This window comes from Marinobacter sp., from assembly GCF_033722195.1.
GTDB lineage: Bacteria > Pseudomonadota > Gammaproteobacteria > Pseudomonadales > Oleiphilaceae > Marinobacter.
Map to the genome: position 1 here is coordinate 1 of NZ_JAWVZL010000063.1, position 17,844 is coordinate 17,844.

A 17,844-nucleotide genomic window follows, 5' to 3' on the forward strand; every position below is an offset into this window, starting at 1 on the left:
CATCGCCTCGCTGTTGCACCAGTCCGGTTGCCTAGTGCTGCTGGAGGGGGTGGAGAGCCACGACCAGGCGATGATCGCCATCGACGCCGGCGTGGACTTCGTGCAGGGCTTCTACTTTTCCAGACCGAGCCTGGATCTGGCCAATATCGACTCCGACAGCCCCGACCTGGAGCGCCTGCTGACCGACTACAAGAGCCGGAACCGGGTCCAGCTCGACCCCACCCAGCAGATCACCGACTTTTTTAGCGGCTTCTTCCAGAACGCGGTGGACCAGCTCAGGAAGGGCGCCAGTCTGCAAACCGCCTGCGCGGCGCTGCTGGGTCACCACACAGTATCTCGCTGTTATCTGATCAACGAGTCCGGCGTGCAGGTGGACGACACCCTGGTGTCGAGCACCCTGCCCCACAACCTGGACCCCCGCTTCCGCCCCCTGGAGAACACCACCAGTGCCGACTGGTACCGCCAGCACTACCTGAAGCAGGCCCTGGCCCAGCCCGACCGTATCCAGGTGACCCGGCCCTACCTCTCCATCACCGGCGCCTACATGTGCGTGACCCTGTCTCTGGCCTACCTGCAGAACGGCGAGACCCGGGTGCTCTGCTGCGACATACTGGCGCAGTAGGCTCCTGTACGCCGCCCTGACGGCCCCTTCTCCACCACGGTTCAGGCCAGCGGAATGTCGTACACCAGCGCAATCACCACCACCGTCACCGCCCCGATAAACAGGTTCATGGGTGTGCCCACCCGCAGGAAATCACTGAACCGGTAGCCCCCGGGACCGAACACCATCATGTTGGTCTGGTAGCCCAATGGCGTGGAAAAACTGGCGGAGGCGGCCATCATCACCGCGATCACGAAAGGCTCTGCCGGCGCCCCCAGGGTGGCCGTCATCGACAGCACGATCGGCAGCACCAGCACCGCCGCCGCATTGTTCGTCACCACCTCGGTCAGCGCAGACACCGCGACGTAGACCAGCAACAGGGTCAGTAGCACATCGCCACTGCTGGCGGACAGGATCAGCGTGGCGGCATAGCTGGCAGCACCGGTGACCTCCAGAGCCGAACCCAGGGCAAAGGAGGCGGCAATGGTGAGGATCACCGGCACATCCACGGACTTCTGGGCCTGGCTCACCGAGCAGCAGCCGGTGAGAATCATCAAGCCGGCACCCACCAGGGCAGCGTTGAGCATACTCAGCAGGCCTGCGGTGACGGCGGCGATCAGCAACAGCAGGATGCCCCAGGCCAGATAGGCTCGCTCGTGGCGCGGCGCCTCGGTGCCAAGGTCGTTGATCAGCAGGAAATCCTTGGCATAGCGCTGGCGGCTGACGAAGGCCGGCCGGGCCTCCAGCAGCAGGACGTCGCCGGGCTTGAGGCGGATATTGCCAAGGTTGCCGGACACCCGCTCGCCACCCCGGGCAACCGCCAGCACCACGGCACCGTAGCGGTCCCGGAAGCGGGCGTCGCGAATGGTCAGACCCAGCACATCCGACTGCGGCGACAACGCCGCCTCCACCAGGCGGCGCTCTGCCCGGTCCTTGCTGAGGCTGGGTTCGTCATCATGGACAGAAGGCACGATTCCGTTGATCCGCAGCAGATCGGAGATGGCCTGGGTATCACCGGCGAACACCAAGCGGTCGCCACCCTGCAGGCGTTCTTCCGAGGGCACAGCGGTTACCACGCTTCCATCACGCTCGATTTCCACCAGGTAGAGCCGGTCCAGGTCGCGCAGGCCGGCCTGGCCCACAGTCTTGCCAACGAGTGGGCCGTCCAGGGCAACCGCTACCTCAAGGGTGAACTCCCGCATCGAGCCGAATTTCTGCTGGTCCTTGCGGTCCGGCAGCAGCCGGGGCATGACCAGCAGCATGGTAAGCAGGCCGATAATGGCCACGGGCAGGCCCACTGCGGTGATGCTGAAGATGGAAAAGCCCGGCCCCCCGGTCAGGTCCTGGTACTGGCCGTTGACCACCAGGTTGGTACTGGTGCCGATCAGGGTGACGGTGCCGCCCAGAATGGCGGCGTAACTGAGCGGGATCATCAGCTTGGAGGGTGCGATCCCGATCTTGCGGGACCAGGTGTGGACGGCCGGGATCATGGTAGCCACCACCGGCGTGTTGTTCAGGAAGGCGCTGAACACGGCGACCGGGAAAATGATCCGGGCCTGGGCCCGACGCTGGGAACGGGGCGAACCCAGCAGGTGGTTGACCACCAGGTCCACGCCGCCGGAATGATGGATCCCCGCCGCCACCACGAACATGGCCACCACGGTGATCAGGCCGCTGTTGCTGAAACCGGCCAGGGCCTGCTCAGCATCCAGGATCCCGATGGCACTGAGGATGATCAGCACCGCCATCATCACCAGGTGAGGCGCAAACCGTCCCACGCTCATCAACAGCAGCGCCGCGGCGGTGAGACCCAGCGCAAACCAACCCTGCCATTCCATAGAATCTGCCCGCGGTTAAAAGCCGGCAGCATATCGAATTCGCCGATAACACAGAAAGAATAAACGATGCTTTTGAAAGCACCCGAAGCTATATCGCAAGGAGTGGCGACGCCCCGGGAGAAACCGAACTCAGACCGCCACGTCCGCCATGTTGCCGTAGGCTTCCAGCCAGGCCCGACGGTCGGAGGCGCGCTTCTTGCCCAGCAGCATATCCATGCGGCTGTCGGTATCGTCGCCATCCTCGATGGTCAGCATCACCAGGCGGCGGGTGTCCGGCGCCATGGTGGTCTCCCGCAGCTGCAGTGGGTTCATCTCTCCCAGGCCCTTGAAGCGGGTGACCGAGATCTTGCCCTTGCGCTTCTCAGCCTCGATCCGGTCCAGGATGCCCTGCTTCTCGTGCTCGTCCAGGGCATAGAAGGTCTCCTTGCCCAGATCGACCCGATACAGCGGCGGCATGGCCACGAACACGTGGCCGGCCTGCACCACCGGCCGGAAATGCTTCACGAACAGGGCGCACAGCAGCGTGGCGATGTGCAGACCATCCGAGTCGGCATCCGCCAGGATGCAGATCTTGTTGTAGCGCAGACCGTCGAGCTGATCCGAGCCCGGGTCCACGCCGATGGCCACGGCGATGTCGTGGACTTCCTGGGATGCCAGAATCTCGCCGGAGTCCACCTCCCAGGTATTGAGGATCTTGCCCCGCAGCGGCATCACCGCCTGGAACTCCCGATCCCGGGCCTGCTTGGCAGACCCGCCGGCGGAATCCCCCTCCACCAGGAACAGCTCGGAGCGGCTGGTATCGGCGCCGGAGCAGTCCGCCAGCTTGCCCGGCAGGGCCGGACCGGAAGTGACCTTCTTGCGGGCCACTTTCTTGGAAGCCCGCAGCCGGCGCTGGGCGTTGCTGATGAACATCTCCGCCAGGGCCTCGGCTACCGCGGTGTGCTGGTTCAGCCACAGGCTGAAGGCATCCTTCACCACGCCGGACACGAACGCTGCCGCCTCCCGGGAGGACAGCCGCTCCTTGGTCTGGCCAGAGAACTGCGGGTCCTGCATCTTGAACGACAGCACGTAGCCGCAACGCTCCCAGATGTCCTCCGGCGACAGCTTGACACCCCGGGGCAGCAGGTTGCGGAACTCGCAGAACTCCCGCATGGCCTCCAGCAGGCCGGTGCGCAGGCCGTTGACATGGGTGCCGCCCTGGGCAGTGGGAATCAGGTTGACGTAGCTTTCCATCACGCCCTCGCCGCCTTCCGGCAGCCACTGGATGGCCCAGTGCACTTCCTCCTGGTTACCGGAAAACTCCCCGGTGAAGGGCTCCAGGGGCATGACTTCCAGGTCCGCCAGGGCGGTGCGCAGGTAATCCCGCAGGCCGTCCTCGTAATGCCACTCGTCCTTTTCGCCGGTGGCCTCCTGCAGGAAAGTGACGGTGAGACCCGGGCAAAGCACGGCCTTGGCCCGCAGATTGTGGCGCAGGCGGCTGACGGAGAACTTGGGGCTGTCGAAATAGCTCGGATCCGGGGTGAACTTGAGACGGGTGCCGGTGTTGCGCTTGCCGACGGTGTCAATCACCTCCAGCTCGGAAATCTTGTCGCCGTTGGCGAAGCGCATGCGGTGCAGCTCGCCGTTGCGCTTGATGGTCACTTCCAGGTGACTGGACAGGGCGTTGACGACCGACACACCGACACCGTGCAGACCGCCCGAGAAGTTGTAGTTGCCCTGGGAGAACTTGCCGCCGGCGTGCAGCCGGGTGAGGATCAGCTCCACACCGGGCAGGCCTTCCTCCTTGTGGATGTCCACCGGCATGCCGCGGCCGTCGTCCTCGACGCTGAGGGCGCCGTCGGCGTGGAGTACCACATCGATGCGGCGGGCGTGACCGGCCAGGGCCTCGTCCACGCTGTTGTCGATGACTTCCTGAGCCAGGTGATTGGGCCGACTGGTGTCCGTGTACATGCCCGGGCGCTTGCGGACGGGATCCAGGCCGCTCAGGACCTCTATGGCATCGGCGTTGTATTCTTTCTGGCTCATAACTCGGCGACATCTCTGAATCGAAGGAACTAAGGAGCCTCTCATTAACTCCTGAATGGTCTCTGCGTGCTCTGAAGGCTGTAGCTGCAAGGCGCGGCTCGCCGCCAATGGCCGTAGCCCTTGGCAAGGGCCGCAACGCCGCAGATGCAGCCTTCAGAGCGCGCCCTTCGGGGCCTTCAGAGCGATCCACACTCGGTGTTGCGACTTTTTGTAAGGTCCAGACATTACTGCAAAGTCGCGCCTTGATTGTGAATCGCTCTGAAGGCCAGAGGCCATCCAGGAGTTAATGAGAGGCTCCTAAAGCCCACTAGCTTAGGGATTCGGCCGGAAAGATCAACGGTTGTTTTCTGCCCCCGAGACGGACGTTCAGCGGCTTACCGTCATCTCGTCCAGGCCGTCGCCGTTCACATCCAGGGTCTGCCAACCGCCAGCACTGATCGCCAGCACCGCGCAGGGCGTAGTAATCACCTGCGGCACCATCATCTGCGGATCCGGCTTATTCACCACCACCCCCAGGTCCAGCTCCTCCCCGTGCAGAGCGTAGGAAGTGAGCGTCACGCTGTAGCCTCCAGTGGGCTTCTGACCCAGACCCACCACCAGCAGGTGCTCGCTGTCGAAATCAATCGTGTCGGCCGCCGGCAGGTTCAGGTTCTGCTGGGGCAGCTGGCGAAACTTCGACAGCTCGGAGGTGTTTTCGATATGTACCAGCCCCGGCGCCGTCAGGCCGCAGTGGTCCGCCGCCGTGATCTGGCGGGCCAGCGGCGCGCCCTTGCTGTTGACCGTCACCGAGGGCGTTGAGCCGCAGGCCGCCAGCGCTGCAACCAGGCCCAAGGTCAGGCCGTGAGAAAGGATGTTCATGGTAAAGCCCCCTCAACCCGACGCACGGGTTCGTCTGTGTTGTCGTCACCCAGCAAACGGTAGCCCTCGAAGCCCACACGCGGCAGGCCCATCTCGGTGATGGTGGGGCGGCGGAAGCTGGTGGTCAGGCGCACGCCGCTGATGGGCGAGTCGCCGATGGTGATGGGTTCCGGCAAGCCATTAACCGGGTACTCAGCACAGGCCTCGCCGTTCTCGCAGATGAAACCGTTGTTGTCCATGTCGGTACCGGCCACCAGGAAGTAGTCACCCGGCTCCACTTCGTCGAATGCGAAGGTGTACTGGCCGCTGACAGCCTCGACCACCTCCTGCTGAACCGTATCACGGTTTTCATCCGTGCTGACCAGCAGCACGAAATGTCGACCCGCATTGCGATCCTCCGCCAGTTCGCCCAACTGCAGTGAAACCGGAATTTCCAGGACCCTGTTCTGAGCACCGTAGGTGATCTCGATCTCACCTCGGTAGAGGTTATCCTCCATCATGAGGCCCGCATCCGTGACCGAAGCGGTGAAACTGGTTGAGCCGGCCACCACTTCTCGCTCCAGAGCAGGATCAATCTGCAACCAGGGCGGCGGCGTCACGTTGCTGACACTGACTGTATCCCCCTCAGGAAATACGGTGAGGGTCACGGTCTGACTGCTCAGGCTTTCAGTAAACTGAAGTGCCGAGGGATCGGCACCCAGCACCGTGGGAATATTGCCATCGAGAGCGGCATCCACCGACTTGAGGGCGTTGATCAGGCCCCTTCCGTACTGGAAGCTGTCCCCCAGGTCGTCGGTGAGCTGCCCATTTTCCAGGAGGGCACGGAAATCCTGGGGGGTCAGATTACGCGGCGTGCTACTGCTGGCGGCGGCCTCTTTCATCAGGGCATAGACCCCGGCCACATGGGGAGCCGCCATTGAGGTCCCCTGGAGGCCGGCGTAGTTGGCGCGGAGGCCGTTACTGTCGTCACCCCAAGCGCTGATGATAAGGTCGGCATTACCGTCCTGATTGGCGTCGCGATTGGCGTCACCTCCCGGCGCTACCAGACTCACGGAAACCCCTACGTTGGAATAGCCGGCCCGCACTTCTCCCGCGTCCACCGCCCCAACACCAACGACATTTTCGAAAGCGGCGGGGAAAGTGGGCTGATCGGTGCCCTGATTGCCGGCGGCGGCCACCACCAGCTTGCCATTGTTGTAAGCGTTGTTGATAGCCATCTCCAGGGTCTGGCTGTCACCGACGCCACCGAGACTGAGATTAATGACATGAATCTCCGGTTGGGTACTGGCCCAGTTAATGCCAGCAATCAGATCATCCAGCGAGCCCACGGTGCGGCCGCTGGTCTTGTCTACCCCCAGCACCCTCACGGGAATGGAAACGGAGTTTGGCGCAACGCCAACGATACCGATGGTATTGTCTACAGCCGAAGCGATGCCGGCCACGTGGGTGCCGTGAAAACTGCTCTGGCCGGTGAGATCACCGGGGTCGTGTGGATTATCATCACGGCCATTCGTGCCATCAATATCGAACTCAGCGGATACCCAGTCCTGGCTACCCAGGGCCGGCGTTACATTCTGTACCAGGTCCTCATGCCAGCTACCGTAGGTATTTGGCGTCGTACTGAACAGGCCGGTGTCCAGCACCGCGATACCTACGCCACTGCCGGCATTGGGCGCAGCCAGCCAGGCGGACGGCAGTTCGATCAGGGGAATGTTCCACTGCAGGTCATAGAGGCGATTGGTCTCCGGCGTCACCTGCTGCGCCTCATACAGGTAGTTGGGCTCGACCAACTCGACACCGGGCTGATTCCTGAGACTTCGAATCCAATCCAGCGTCTCCATCTGGGCCGCCAACCGCTCGCTACCGGAAAGCTGGCGCGTCAGATAGGTAGGGGCCTGTCTGACGTGCCAGAGCCCCAGCCCCAGAGGCCTGGCTTCAGCGGCGTTCATGGCTTGGGCGATCGCTGCGGAAGATCCGAAAGCCTGTCCGGAAGTATCCGGTTTGACCACGGCTTCACCCACAACGAAATCCGCTCCGCCATAACCGGACACCATCGAGCTGGTCCCACTACTGGTGGTTATGCTCAGTACATACCGGAATGGGCCGCCGTCTTCCGCTCGAACTGAAACCGTGTGGGCCGTGGAGCCGCTGGCCCCGGAAATGACATGAACAAAACTGGACTCGGTACCGCTGCAGCCACTGTTGCACTGTTCGGCACCGGTATCATCGCGCACAACACTCAGGCGCACGAAGGGTACAGCGCCCTCACCTTCGGGAAACACTTGCAAGGCAATCCGGTCATCGTTCATGAGGCCAACCCGGAAAAAGTCCTCCCCATCGGCAAAATACTCGAACGATCCGCCACCGGGACCATCGGAGTATTGTCCGCCGGCAAGACTGGCGTAACCGCCGAGAATACCGGTATCCGGCAGGATCTGTGCACTGGTGGCCAGGTCATTGTTGCCGGCCACCCCGGCACGGCTGTCGTCCGCAGTGTCCACATCCACCCGGGTACCGCTCTCAATGGCTATGGTGCCGCCAAGGTCAGCGGGATCAACGATTGTGCCACCGCCATCGGAGCCGCCGCTGCAGGCGGCCAGGAGCACTGTCACTGCAATGGCCAGCCCACCCTGCGTCAATCGCTGCCTCATAGGAATCTGCCTCGCTGTTCATGGTTCACCCCAGTCTCTACGGCATCCATGACTTCCCGATGTCAGACCGCCGCCCGGAAAAGACTACACGTTATGCATACGATCCGGGATCCCATACCGACGCAAACAAAAACCGCCTCACAAGGAGGCGGCTTTCGTCACATCAATGCCCCCGGTCAGAGGGCATAGAACAGCATCGGAACGAATGCCACTAATAACAGAGTGGTGCCCATGACCAGCAAAGGCAACAGCAGGCGCTCGTATCGGTGCCAGAAAGAACCGGTGCGCTCCGCCGCCAGCACCTCGGTCTCCCCCACCACCTGGCGGGTCAGCAGGTGGTTCAGGGCCACTGGCGGGCTCAGGTAGCCCAGCTCGAAGGCCACCAGGCAGACGATCCAGAAGTGCAGCGGGTCGATGCCAAGCTTGATGGCAGCCTGGGCAATGGTGGCGGACACCAGGATCACTGCGCCGAACGGATCCATCACCATGCCGATGCAGGTGAGCATTACCACCACCACCAGCATCACCAGCCAGGGATTGTTCAAGCCTACCGGGAAGAGCGCGTGGACAATGTCGGAGCGCTCCAGAATGCCGCCGAGGCAGATGGAGAAGCCGATCAGCGCCAGCAGCGCCCCGATGTGCACCGCCGAATCGCTGGCCGCCGCCGTGCTGCGGGTCCAGAAGGCACGGGCCCGGCTTTCTCCCGGCTCGCGGCTGTCCTTGTTGGCATCCAGGAATACCAGCGCCAGCATCACCAGCGGCAGGATCAGCGGCGCGCTGTACTCGTTGAAACCAAGATCCAGCAGCAGCCAGATACTGACGATCACCGCCGCCGCCGTCAGGGCGTAGGGCAGCAGCGGCCGGAAATGGCTCAGGGATTCGCGGAAGGCACCCGGCACCGGCCGCGGCTTCCAGTTGCCCTCGGTCTTGCAGACCACGAAGGTGAACAGGAAGGCGGACAGCAGGAACACCCACAGGCCCCAGCCGTAGAGCTCACCGGTGGTGACTTCCTTGTTCAGGGCGGCCACCACCACGATCAGCAGGCAGGGGTTGAGCACCACCCCGAGGCTGCCGGACATGGCCGTGGTGGCCAGCGACAGCTGCCGGCCGGCACCGGCGCGGCGCAGTTCATCGTAGACCACACCGCCCACCGCCAGGATGAAGATACCGGAAGCACCGGTAAACGCGGTCGGGAAGGCGGTGGCGAAGATCATCACCGAGGCCAGCATGGGCGCCGGCAACTGGAACGGCTTGATGATGTTGAGCAGCAGCTCCGGCAGCCGGGTCTGCTTCAGGGCCATGCCCACCAGCACGTAGAGGCCGATGTTGATGAACATGGACGACAGGTTGGTCATCATGCCGAAGTAGATGGCCAGGCCCGAGCTGTAACCGTCGATGAACAGGAAGTAGCTCATCGCGATCAGGCCCATGGAACAGTGCAGCGGTATGATCAGCGGCGACGAGGCCACCAGCTTGCCGGGCTGCATGCGCTCGGGAATGGCCACCAGCCGCACCAGGTTGATCACCATGAACATGCCGAACACCGCGGCCCAGGCCTGTTGCAGGAAGATGGTGTCTTCGGTGTCCGGCGCCGACGCCAGCCGGCCCACGTAGGACAGCAGCGAGTACACCATCAGGCCATTGACCAGCAGCTGTACGCCCTGGCTCAGGCGCCATTCGGCCCGGTTGCGGGGCAGCCGCAGGGCGATGTGGTCGGCGTCCAGGGTGGAGATGGCGGCGGCCATGGCGAACATCCCGATGAACAGGAACTTCATCAGGTCGATGTTATCCAGCAGGAAGTCCGCCATGCCCTGCTCGACAGCCTTGAATACCGCCAGCGCCGGCGTGGCGTGCTCCTGGTTGACCTGGTAGGCCTGGTGCTTGAGCTCGCAATTCTCCAGGTTCTTGCGCAGGGACTCCCGCAGGGTGGCCGGATTGGGGGGCGAGCTGAACAGGGCGTCCGGGTCGGGCTGGTAGGCGTCCATGCGCCGCTGCACCTCGGCCTCGATGTTGATGGACAGGTCGCAGGTGGGCTCCTGGGCGGCCGGGTCCAGCAGGTAGTAGTTGGGCCAGGTCTGCTCGCCGATCCAGAGCAGACGGGAATGCAGGGAATTGCCCATGCCCAACAGCAGGGTAACCATCAGTAGCATCAGGAGCACCACCCCGTGCAAACGATGCACGGGGTAGAGCGTGGTGGGCCTGACTGCCGAAAGCGCACGCCAGTTCATAGAGGGTCAGCCTGCCTGCTTATTCGCGGTTAGCTGCGGTGCATTCGGACGCACCGGGGTTGCTGGCACAGCGGACCTTGCTGAGCAGGCTCATCATGCGCGGATCATAGACCTTGCTGGCGCCATCGGTGCCGTCACGCAGCTGCAGGCGGTTCTCCCGGAACATTTCCTGGTAGCCGCCGATGTCGGCCTCGGAGATCTTCACCCACTTCTCTTGCGGGATGTTCTTCTCGTTCTTGAGGATCAGATCCATGGCCTGGCCGTACATGCCCCAGGCCACTTCCCGGGACTTCTGCGCCACCTCGTCGGACAGCACGTCATCCTTGGCAATGATCTGGATGGTCAACTGGGCCAACGGATAGTCCACAATGCCGCCGGTGTCGCCAACGCCCTTGTAGAGCTCCAGGGCCTCATAGGCGAAAGCCGGGGCGTAGGCGGTGTCCACCGAGCCGTTGTTGAACTTGCCGGCGAAGTTGGTGATGTCCGAGGGCACCACCGTGGCCTTGACGTGGTTCACCATGTGGATGGCGTCCTTCTGGTAGTCCAGGGTAGCCATGCGCTTGCCCGCCAGTTCTCCAGCGGTATCGATGCTGCGGTCATTGACGAACAGGTAGCCGGCGCCGGCGGGCACAATGCCCAGGACCTCGTAGTCGCCCTGCTTCATCAGTTTGGCGGCCTTGGGCTGGGCCAGGGTGGCCAGCACGGTCTTGAGGTCATCGTAGGTGGGGATGGCGCCCACGGCGCTGATGCTGCCGGTGAAGCGGTTGAACGGCCGGGTACGCAGGTCGGTGGCGGCCACGGCATCGCACTGGCCGGAGTTGAAGTCGCCCACCGCAACCCCTTCGTCGGTGTAGGGGCGCAGCTCGAAATCCACGCCGTGGGCTTTCATCTCCAGGGCGTAATCCTTGACCATATTGTACATGTCGCCGTTGGCGCCGATAACGTCGAACACACACATCTTGACGGGCTCGGCGGCGGCCAGCGGCGCGGCCAGGGAAAGAATCAGGGCGGTGGTGGTTTTACGGAACATGAGTGACCTCCGGGTCTTGTTATGTTTGTGCGATCGGTTGGCTGGGCGGCTACAGCAGGTCGTCCAGGTCCATGACTTCGGCATCGGTGGTTTCGCTGCGCTCGCTGAGTGAGCCGAAACGGCTCTGGGGCGTGCGGTAGCCGTAGTTGGCGGTCCAGTACTTGTCGGATGAGAACTGGATGACCCCGCGGGCCACCTCATCCACCAGCTGGTATTCCTCCCAGACGTCGATGCGGTTGTCGGCGTCGGCAAAGCGGGCGATGACATCCTCACGTACGTCCTGGCGGCCAAAGGTCTCGGCGGCCACCACTTCCAGGGCCATGGCGGCGCGAATGCCCCGGTCCACGCTCAGCTTCGAGCTCTCGGCAAAGACCAGCCAGGGGTCGCGGGCATCGTCAGGGCGGGTATCGGGGATCAGCAGCCACACCATGGCGCGGATGGCGTTGGGCAGGCCGGCCCACTTTTCATTGTCGACACAGCGGGCCGCTCGCTCGGCCTGGGGCGCGATATCCCGGGGCACGCCGGCCATGGCGCCGGAGTTGGCGTCGTTGACGATGGCCTGCATGCCGGTCAGCAGACCCAGCAGGAAGGTGATCTCGTCCTGGTCGTCATAGAAGAAGGGACACTGGGCATCGGGGTTGCCGGGCTCGTAGTCGTAGGCCTCCATGGCGCGCTGGAAGGCCAGGTAACGGCGTTTGGCGGTCTCGGCATTCAGGCGCTTGGCGCGCTCGCGGGCGTCCTTCGCGGCCGGCACCTCACCGGCGTAGTCGGCGCCCAGGTATTCAAGCTCCGCTTCCCAGGCCCGGTATTCCGAGCAGTTGCCCGCCAGCAGCATCAGCAGGGAGCCGGTTTCCGCCGGCGCGGAGGTCACCCGCTTGAAGGAGTACACCAGCGGGTCGAGACTTTCCCCGAGGCTGCAGGCCATACCCGGGTCGGACATCTGCATCACGTAGGGCGTGGCGTTGGATTCGGAGTAACCCGCCAGGACATCGCCCGTGGGCGTATAGATAGGATGGAACGAACAACCCGCCGCGGTCAGCAGCACAACCGGGGTCGCCAGGGTCTTGGCCGCACGGCGCAGCCGTGCCGAAATGTTTGCCAGAGTCATAATGAGTCCTGTTCGGGCTTATTTTTATTGGTAAGGGTGTCGAGACCGACCTCGCGGGCCTGTTTTTATCACAACGCCAGATCGGGGTTCCGTGATGCAGGGCCCACGGCAACACCTCGTTTACTCATCGAGCGGGGAAAAGGATGCGATGAATCCTGTCCGACAAAAATGGCTCTGCTGCCGCAAAATCATGCCGAACAGGCCAATTGCCCGTCCGAAAACGCCCTGGGTGGAATTTTTCTTATTTAAATCAGAGGCTTTCAGAAAACACTTCTGGCACAGGCGTGCCAGTCGGGGATTCAGCCCCGGTCAATCGCCAGCATGGCCACTACCTGGTCGGTGAGATCGGACAGGGTCATACCTCCGTCCGGCCGGTACCAGGTGACGGTCCAGCTCAGGGCCCCGGTCAACATACGGCGGACCACAAAAGGGTCGGCCTTCAGCACACCGGCCCGGGCCAGGGAGCCCAGCACGTCGAGCCAGAGGTGCTCATAGATATCACGAAGGGCCAGCACCTCGGCCTGGGCCGACTCCGACAGACTGCGCCATTCGAACACCAGCACCGCCATGGCCTCACCGGTCTGGCCGATGATGGACTCCAGCTCCGAGAAAATCAGCGCCCGCAGTTTGTCCCGGTCGGTCTGCGCCTCCTCTACCGCCTGCTGCATGATGGCGGTGTTGAGGCGGATGGTTTCCACCATCACCGCCTTGAGGATTTCCTCCTTGCTGCGAAAGTGGTGGAACAGACTGCCGGACTGGATGCCCACCGCCGCCGCCAGGTCCCGCACCGTGGTGCGCTCGTAGCCCTTGTCCCGGAACAGGCGGGCGGCCTCTTTCAGCAGCCGGCCGCGGGCGCCGGCGGGGTCGGACACCAGGTTATCGGCAATCAGGGCATTGAGGATGGCGGTCTGGTTCACGGCAACTTCCTGGTGGCTTGGGCCGGTGGCTCGGGCTGGTTGTTGGGGGCGAATCCATTCTACCTGCTGCCGGGTTATTTACAAACCAAGCGCTTGCTTGGTAATGTCCCTAACAGCATACTCATTGCATCATTTCCCAACATCCGCGTTCAGTGAGGCCACCATGACCGCCACCGGCAAGACCCTTCGCATCGGCTGCTCGGCCGCTTTCTGGGGCGACACCGAAACCGCCGCCCAGCAACTGGTGAGCAAGGGCAACCTGGACTATCTGGTGTCGGACTACCTGGCGGAGATTACCCTGTCCATTATGGCCGGCCAGAAGCTCAAGGACCCGGGCGCCGGTTACGCCCGGGATTTCGTCGAAACCGTGATGGCGCCTCTGCTGTCGGACATCAAGGCAAAGGGCATCAAGGTGCTGAGCAACGCCGGCGGCGTCAACCCGGTGGCCTGCCGGGACGCCCTGCAGGCCCTGTGCGACAAAACCGGGGTGGATCTGAAGATCGCCCTGGTGCTGGGGGACGACCTGCTGCCCCGCAAGAAAGCCCTGGCCCAGGCCGGCATCACCGAAATGACCACCGGCGCCGCCATGCCCGGCATGATGGTGAGCCTGAACGCCTATCTGGGCGCGCCCGGCCTGGTGGCGGCGCTGGAAGCCGGCGCCGACATCGTGATTACCGGCCGCATTGCCGACAGCGCCCTGGTGCTGGCACCCCTGGTACACGAATTCGGCTGGGCCTGGAACGATTACGACAAACTGGCCCAGGCCAGCCTGGCCGGCCACCTGGTGGAATGCGGCGCCCAGGCCACCGGCGGCAACTTCACCGACTGGCAGGAGGTGGCGGACGGCTACGCCGACATGGGCTTCCCCATCGTGGAGGTCAGCGCCGACGGCGACTTTGTGATCACCAAGCCGGAAGGCACCGGCGGCCAGGTGACCCGCGGCACGGTGGCGGAACAGCTGGTGTACGAGATCGGCGATCCCCGCGCCTACCTGCTGCCGGACGTCACCTGCGATTTCACCGCGGTCACCCTCACCGAGCTGGGTGGCGACCGGGTTCGGGTCAGTGGTGCCCGCGGCCTGCCGCCCACAGACAGTTACAAGGTCTCCGGCACCTGGCCGGACGGTTTCAAGTGCACCGTCACCTTCCTGCTGGCGGGTATCGATGCCCGCGCCAAGGCCGACCGGGTAGCCCGTGCCATCCTGGAAAAGACCTCCGGCATGTTCGAGAGCCGGGGCTTTGGCCCCTACACCGAGACCAGCGTGGAGCTGCTGGGCACCGAGACTACCTACGGCCCCCATGCCCGCACCGAGCACTGCCGGGAAGTGGTGGTCAAAATCAGCGTCGCACACCCCGACAAGAAAGCCCAGGTGCTCTTCTCCCGGGAAATCGCCCAGGCCGCCACCGGCATGGCGCCGGGCATCACCGGTATCGTTGGCGGCCGGCCCACGGTGTGGCCGAAAATCCGGCTCTACTCCTGCCTGGTACCCAAGACCGAAGTGACCGTCCAGGTGGATGTGGGCGGCGAGCGCGTGCCGGTGGTGATCGACACCGATGGCGGCTTCGACCCTGCCAGCCTGGCACCGGAACCGGAGACCCTGGCCGAACCCGATACCGACACCACCGTACCGCTGATCGAACTGGCCTGGGCCCGCAGCGGTGACAAGGGCGACCACAGCAACATCGGCGTGATCGCCCGCAAGCCCGAATACCTGCCTTTCATTGCCGCCGCCGTGACCGAACAGTCAGTGGCCCGGTGGATGGCCCATACCCTGAACCCGGACACCGGCCGGGTCACACGCTGGGCCATGCCCGGCCTGGATGCCTTCAACTTCCTGCTGGAGCACAGCCTGGGCGGTGGCGGCGTCGCCAGCCTGCGCATCGACCCCCAGGGCAAGGCCTTCGCCCAGCAACTCCTGGAAATGCCCGTGCCGGTGGCCGGGGCGATCCTGAACAAAGGAAACCAAGCATGAGTTATCAATCCGTACTTCGACCCGGCCTGTTCGCCGGCCAGACCGTCATCGTCACCGGCGGTGGCTCCGGCATCGGCCGCTGCACCGCCCACGAGCTGGCGTCCCTGGGCGCCCGGGTCGCCCTGGTGGGTCGCAAGGCGGAAAAGCTGGAAGCGGTGAAAGCCGAGATCCTCGAAGACGGCGGTATTGCCTCCGCTCACCCCTGTGACATCCGCGAGGAAGAAGCGGTCAAGGCCACGGTCAAGGCCATCATCGCCGAACACGGCAGCCTGCACGGCCTGGTCAACAACGCTGGCGGCCAGTTCCCGTCGGCACTGGCGGGTATCAACCAGAAAGGCTGGGAAACCGTGGTGCGCACCAATCTCACCGGCGGATTCCTGATGGCCCGGGAGGCCTATAACCAGGCCATGGCCAAGACCGGCGGCGCCATCGTCAACATCGTCGCCGACATGTGGGGCGGCATGCCCGGCATGGGTCACTCCGGCGCCGCCCGTGCCGGCATGGTCAACTTCACGCAGACCGCGGCGGTGGAATGGGGCGCCTCCGGCGTGCGGGTCAACGCGGTGGCACCGGGCTGGATCGCCTCCAGCGGCATGGACAGCTACCCCGAGTCCATGAAGCAGTGGATCCGCGGGCTGGCGGAGGCCGTGCCCATCAAGCGCATGGGTACCGAGGCGGAAGTCAGCGCCGCAATCTGTTTCCTGCTCAGCCCAGCCGCCGCCTTTATCAATGGTGACACCCTGCGCATCGACGGCGCCGCCTCCCAGGGCACCCGGGTCTGGCCGCTGCCCAAGGCGAAAAACAACGAGCCATTCAACGGCTTCCACCGCAGCAGCACCCCCAACGTGCTGGCGGACGACTGAGGAGTTCACACATGCAGGTGATTGAATCGGCCCTGAACCCCCAGTCGGAGGAATTCCGCGGCAACGTCGAGGCGATGCAGAGCCACATCGAGCTGTTCCGTGAGGTGGAGCAGAAGGTGCTGGACCTGGCGGAGGCGGCCCGGGACAAGTTCACCAAGAAAGGCAAACTGCTGCCCCGAGAGCGGATCAACCGCCTGCTGGACCGGGGCACCCCCTTCCTGGAACTCTGTTCCCTGGCGGGCTACAAGATGCACGACGACAAAGACGGCAGCCAGGCCGGCGGCGGCATCATCGCAGGCATTGGGGTGGTCAGTGGCATCCGCTGCCTGGTGGTGGCCAGTAACAGCGCCATCAAGGGCGGCACCATCACCCCGGCCGGCCTGGACAAGACCCTGCGCCTGCAGCAGATCGCCCTGGAGAACAAACTGCCGGTGGTGTCCCTGTCCGAGAGCGGCGGCGCCAACCTCAACTACGCCACCGACATCTTCGTGCTGGGCGCCCGCGGCTTCGCCAACCAGGCCCGGATGTCCGCAGCCGGCATTCCCCAGGTCACCGTGGTGCACGGCAACGCCACCGCCGGCGGCGCCTACCAGCCGGGCCTGTCGGATTACGTCATCGTGGTGCGGGAGAAGGCCAAGATGTTCCTGGCCGGCCCGCCGCTGCTGAAAGCCGCCACCGGTGAGGTGGCCACCGATGAGGAGCTGGGCGGCGCCCAGATGCACGCCGAGGTGGCCGGCACCGCCGAATACCTGGCGGAGGACGACGCCGACGGCGTGCGCTACGCCCGCAACATCCTGGAGGCGCTGTCCTGGAACGAGCACCTGGCGCCCCTGCCCCAGCGGGACTGGCAGGAGCCGCTCTACCCGGCGGAGGAACTGCTGGGGGTGATTCCCTCCGACCCCAAGAAGCCCTACGACGTCCGGGAAGTGCTGGCCCGCATCGCGGACGGCTCCGGTTTCATGGACTTCAAGCCCGGTTACGACGACCAGACCGTGTGCGGCACCATCCGCATCGAGGGTCACGCGGTGGGCATCATCGGCAACAACGGCCCGATCACTCCCGCTGGTGCCACCAAGGCAGCCCAGTTCATCCTGTTGTGCGACCAGGCGGGAACGCCGCTGCTTTTTCTCCACAATACCACTGGCTTCATGGTGGGCACCCACTCGGAGCAGAACGGCATCATCAAGCACGGCTCCAAGATGATCCAGGCGGTGGCCAACTGCCGGGTGCCGAAAATCGCGGTGGTGATTGGCGGCTCCTACGGTGCCGGCAACTACGCCATGTGCGGCCGCGGCCTGGACCCGAGGTTCATCTTCGCCTGGCCCAACAGCCGCACCGCGGTGATGGGCCCGGCCCAGGCCGGCAAGGTGATGCGCATTGTGGCGGAGGACAAACAGCGGCGCAGCGGCGTGGAGCCGGATCCGAAGACGCTGGATTTTCTGGAGCAGGCCACCGCCAAGAAACTGGAGGACGGCTCCACCGCCCTCTACGGCACCGCCCGGCTCTGGGACGACGGCCTGATCGACCCGCGGGATACCCGGCGGGTCCTGGCCCTGGTGCTGTCGCTCTGCCGAGAAGCCGAGGCACGGCAGCTGCGGCCCAACAGCTTTGGTGTGGCGCGGTTTTAAAGAAGACGGAGATGGGGGCTCGACTTTGGGGACTGGAGCGGAGGGGGGGGGGACGTTGAGGAGACGCCCCGAAAAAAAGAACAGGAAGGGGGGGGGGGAGGCCACGCAGGCGGGAGAAAGGGCAG

The 17,844-nt window shown here is 64.2% G+C and carries 12 protein-coding genes; 4 read left to right on the top strand and 8 right to left on the bottom strand.

All coding sequences use genetic code 11. The features are described from left to right. Window positions 1-622 (top strand): EAL domain-containing protein (locus R3280_RS11500; protein WP_318998750.1); only part of this gene is annotated, 622 nt, incomplete at its 5' end. 41 nt (window positions 623-663) lie between these two features. Here R3280_RS11500 and R3280_RS11505 read toward each other — a convergent pair. The 8 genes from R3280_RS11505 to R3280_RS11540 form a co-directional block, all read right to left on the bottom strand. Beyond that, entirely contained in the window at window positions 664-2,439 is a 1,776-nt protein-coding gene (locus R3280_RS11505) for an SLC13 family permease (RefSeq protein WP_318998751.1), read from the bottom strand. 129 nt (window positions 2,440-2,568) lie between these two features. Beyond that, window positions 2,569-4,464 (bottom strand): DNA topoisomerase IV subunit B, encoded by a 1,896-nt coding sequence (gene parE, locus R3280_RS11510; RefSeq protein WP_318998752.1) that lies wholly within the window; start codon window positions 4,462-4,464, stop codon window positions 2,569-2,571. A 366-nt stretch (window positions 4,465-4,830) separates the two neighbouring features. After that, window positions 4,831-5,322 carry a protease complex subunit PrcB family protein gene (locus tag R3280_RS11515; protein ID WP_318998753.1) on the bottom strand — a complete coding sequence of 164 codons (492 nt, stop codon included), beginning with the start codon at window positions 5,320-5,322 and terminating at the stop codon, window positions 4,831-4,833. Further along, the gene (locus R3280_RS11520) at window positions 5,319-7,973 is read right to left on the bottom strand and encodes a S8 family serine peptidase (RefSeq protein ID WP_318998754.1); all 2,655 of its coding nucleotides are present in this window, start codon (window positions 7,971-7,973) and stop codon (window positions 5,319-5,321) included. The genes R3280_RS11515 and R3280_RS11520 overlap by 4 nt, the downstream gene beginning before the upstream one ends. Window positions 7,974-8,149: 176 nt before the next feature. Then, the gene (locus R3280_RS11525) at window positions 8,150-10,201 is read right to left on the bottom strand and encodes a TRAP transporter large permease subunit (protein ID WP_318998755.1); all 2,052 of its coding nucleotides are present in this window, start codon (window positions 10,199-10,201) and stop codon (window positions 8,150-8,152) included. 19 nt (window positions 10,202-10,220) lie between these two features. Continuing rightward, window positions 10,221-11,231, bottom strand: coding sequence for a putative solute-binding protein (locus R3280_RS11530; RefSeq protein ID WP_318998756.1), 1,011 nt, complete (start codon window positions 11,229-11,231; stop codon window positions 10,221-10,223). 49 nt (window positions 11,232-11,280) lie between these two features. Beyond that, window positions 11,281-12,339 (bottom strand): hypothetical protein, encoded by a 1,059-nt coding sequence (locus R3280_RS11535; protein ID WP_318998757.1) that lies wholly within the window; start codon window positions 12,337-12,339, stop codon window positions 11,281-11,283. Window positions 12,340-12,638: 299 nt separating this feature from the next. Next, entirely contained in the window at window positions 12,639-13,256 is a 618-nt protein-coding gene (locus R3280_RS11540) for a TetR/AcrR family transcriptional regulator (RefSeq protein WP_318998758.1), read from the bottom strand. Between the two features lie 163 nt (window positions 13,257-13,419). Here R3280_RS11540 and R3280_RS11545 point away from each other — a divergent pair, with 163 nt between their 5' ends. Genes R3280_RS11545 through R3280_RS11555 form a run of 3 tightly spaced genes read left to right on the top strand, consistent with a single transcriptional unit; the run spans window position 13,420 to window position 17,719 of the window. Next, complete coding sequence (locus R3280_RS11545) at window positions 13,420-15,228, top strand: acyclic terpene utilization AtuA family protein (protein ID WP_318998759.1); 1,809 nt, start codon at window positions 13,420-13,422, stop codon at window positions 15,226-15,228. Continuing rightward, window positions 15,225-16,091, top strand: coding sequence for an SDR family oxidoreductase (locus R3280_RS11550; protein WP_318998760.1), 867 nt, complete (start codon window positions 15,225-15,227; stop codon window positions 16,089-16,091). The genes R3280_RS11545 and R3280_RS11550 overlap by 4 nt, the downstream gene beginning before the upstream one ends. Window positions 16,092-16,102: 11 nt before the next feature. Then, entirely contained in the window at window positions 16,103-17,719 is a 1,617-nt protein-coding gene (locus R3280_RS11555) for an acyl-CoA carboxylase subunit beta (protein WP_318998761.1), read from the top strand. Window positions 17,720-17,844 lie beyond the last annotated feature (125 nt).

Bases quoted from the DNA above. Each gene is read 5' to 3' on its own strand.
- R3280_RS11505 (WP_318998751.1), bottom strand. From the start codon at position 2,439: ATGGAATGGCAGGGTTGGTTTGCGCTGGGTCTCACCGCCGCGGCGCTG.
- parE (WP_318998752.1), bottom strand. From the start codon at position 4,464: ATGAGCCAGAAAGAATACAACGCCGATGCCATAGAGGTCCTGAGCGGC.
- R3280_RS11515 (WP_318998753.1), bottom strand. From the start codon at position 5,322: ATGAACATCCTTTCTCACGGCCTGACCTTGGGCCTGGTTGCAGCGCTG.
- R3280_RS11520 (WP_318998754.1), bottom strand. From the start codon at position 7,973: ATGAGGCAGCGATTGACGCAGGGTGGGCTGGCCATTGCAGTGACAGTG.
- R3280_RS11525 (WP_318998755.1), bottom strand. From the start codon at position 10,201: ATGAACTGGCGTGCGCTTTCGGCAGTCAGGCCCACCACGCTCTACCCC.
- R3280_RS11530 (WP_318998756.1), bottom strand. From the start codon at position 11,231: ATGTTCCGTAAAACCACCACCGCCCTGATTCTTTCCCTGGCCGCGCCG.
- R3280_RS11535 (WP_318998757.1), bottom strand. From the start codon at position 12,339: ATGACTCTGGCAAACATTTCGGCACGGCTGCGCCGTGCGGCCAAGACC.
- R3280_RS11545 (WP_318998759.1), top strand. From the start codon at position 13,420: ATGACCGCCACCGGCAAGACCCTTCGCATCGGCTGCTCGGCCGCTTTC.
- R3280_RS11550 (WP_318998760.1), top strand. From the start codon at position 15,225: ATGAGTTATCAATCCGTACTTCGACCCGGCCTGTTCGCCGGCCAGACC.
- R3280_RS11555 (WP_318998761.1), top strand. From the start codon at position 16,103: ATGCAGGTGATTGAATCGGCCCTGAACCCCCAGTCGGAGGAATTCCGC.